Source organism: Bacteroides faecis MAJ27, assembly GCF_900106755.1.
Lineage (GTDB): Bacteria > Bacteroidota > Bacteroidia > Bacteroidales > Bacteroidaceae > Bacteroides > Bacteroides faecis.
On sequence record NZ_FNNN01000065.1, the window covers coordinates 1 to 2,494 of the forward strand.

Here is a 2,494-nt window from a genome sequence, read left to right on the forward strand (position 1 = left end):
TATTACGATGGTGCGCCCGTATAGGCGATATAATAAATGTAGCATTGGCAAGCTATTAGGTAAGTGTTCCAATATTTACCTATCATCACCAGCTTATCTGCCCACGAAAGGACGGCAGGGAGTATAGCACGCTGGAAAGCCATAAGTCAATTAGTTATCAAATTGCAACTGAATGGTGAGATGAAACAGATAGATACGAGGATAAAATCCAAACTGATTGAATGATAGTCCAAGTGAACCCAGTATGTTTTATAGTGAAAGATAACTTAACTCGCTATACCGTAATACCTCTGTTGCGAGCGTCGTGTAGTAGAGGCAGGAACAAATTACGGCACAACCGCAGTAAGCGGTAACGGGCGGAAGTCATATCCGACAATCTATCATAGCCATGTTATTATATCGTAAACGGGGATTGCCTAAATCGGAACGCCGCAAGGCTATTAGGTACAGACCTATGAAAATCCGACAAGGCAACGGAGCTTCCGTAGTAGTCTGAGCAGGGGAAAGCCTTGTACATGGCGAAGGGAAGCAGCTAATAATTTTAATGCAAATAACGGAAAATGTGAGAGACATTATGAGAAGTCCAGAGTATGTATTAAACAGTCTAACGGAACACAGTGAAAATTTGAATTACAAGTTTGAACGCTTGTACCGTATCTTTTTCAATGAGGAAATGTATTACGTTGCCTACCAACGCATATATGCGAAACCGGGCAATATGACAGCAGGTGCAGATGGGAAAACCATTGACCAAATGAGCCTGAACCGAATTGAACAACTGATAACATCGTTGAAAGATGAAAGTTATCAACCCCAACCCTCAAAACGGATGTATATCCCAAAGAAAAATGGGAAAATGCGTCCATTAGGTGTACCAGCTTTTAATGATAAATTATTGCAGGAAGTGGTCAGAATGATATTGGAAGCCATCTATGAAAGACAGTTTGAAAAAACGTCACATGGCTTCCGACCTCTAAGAAGCTGCCACACTGCCTTGTCTGATATTCAGAAGACATTTTCGGGCGTGAAATGGTTCGTAGAAGGTGATATTAAGGGATTTTTCGACAATATCAATCATGAGATACTGATAGGTATTCTGAAAGAACGTATCGCTGACGAAAGATTTATTCGCTTGATTAGAAAATTTCTGAATGCAGGATATGTCGAAGACTGGAACTTTCATAACTCCTACAGCGGAACACCGCAAGGCGGAATTGTCAGCCCTATCTTGGCAAACATATACCTTGATAAGTTGGATAAATTCATGAAGGAATACACTGAAAAATTTGATAAGGGGAAAGAACGGAAAAGAACTAAACAGGTAGTATCACTTGAAGGCAAACGACACCGTATTCTGAAAAAGTTGAAAGTGGTAAAAGACAAAAGTGAAAGGTCAGAATTGATAAGACAATATAAGGCTTATCAAAAAGAAGGTTTGCAGTATTCTGATGGTGACGAAATGGATATGAACTACAGAAAACTCAAATATGTGAGATATGCGGATGATTTTCTAATTGGAATTATTGGCAGTAAACAAGATGCTATCATCATCAAAGAGGACATAAAGAACTTCCTCTATGAAAAGTTGGCTCTTACACTGTCCGATGAGAAAACACTTATCACCCATGCTGAAAACGCTGCAAAATTTCTCGGATATGAGATTTTTGTAAGGAAATCCAATGACACCAAAAGAAGCAAATACGGAGTACTAAGACGTGTCTTCAATAAGAGGATACAATTGGCACTTGGAAAGGATACGTTTAAGAAAAAGTTGCTCGAATATCGTGTTTTAGAAATAAAGATACACAACGGCAAGGAGTATTGGAAAGCAAAATCCCGTCCCAAACTTTCAAACAACAATGACTTTGAGATACTTGACAGGTACAACAAGGAAATAAAGGGCATTTACAATTACTATTGTTTGGCTAATAATTGTAGTAGTCTGTCAAAACTTGGGTATATCATGAAATATAGTATGTACAAAACATTTGCGCAGAAATATCGGACAACGATGTCGCAAATCCGAAAAAAGTACACCAAGAATGGACTTTTTTCAGTCAGATACTATTTAAAGAACGGTACTGCCAAAGACTTGACCTTTTATCATGGTGGGTTCAAAAAGAAAAATCCAATGAACATTAAGGATTTAGACAACTTGCCCAAATTCACATATCATCCTACAAACACAAGTCTTATAGATAGACTGAAAGCGGAAAAATGTGAATTATGTGGAGCAGTCGATAAGTTAGTGATGCACCATGTGAGAAAATTAAAAAATCTTCAAGGGAAAACTACCTGCGAAAAACAAATGATGGCTCGCAAACGAAAGACTATTGCCATATGTGGTAAGTGTTACAAAAAACTCAGTAACAATGAATAGATTGATATTATTAGTAGAAAGCCGGATACGCGGAGACGTGTACGTCCGGTTTGGGGGCGAGCTTCCGAAAACCCACCGTAGTAATACGGCAGGGCGTTGGATGCTTAGCCTACC

1 protein-coding gene is annotated in these 2,494 nt (G+C 38.9%); it reads left to right on the forward strand.

All coding sequences use genetic code 11. The features are described from left to right. Nucleotides 1-574: 574 nt before the first annotated feature. Nucleotides 575-2,380: a reverse transcriptase/maturase family protein gene (locus BLW31_RS23625; RefSeq protein ID WP_029425439.1), complete on the forward strand. Its 1,806-nt coding sequence runs from the start codon at nt 575-577 to the stop codon at nt 2,378-2,380. The last annotated feature ends 114 nt before the right edge of the window (nt 2,381-2,494 follow it).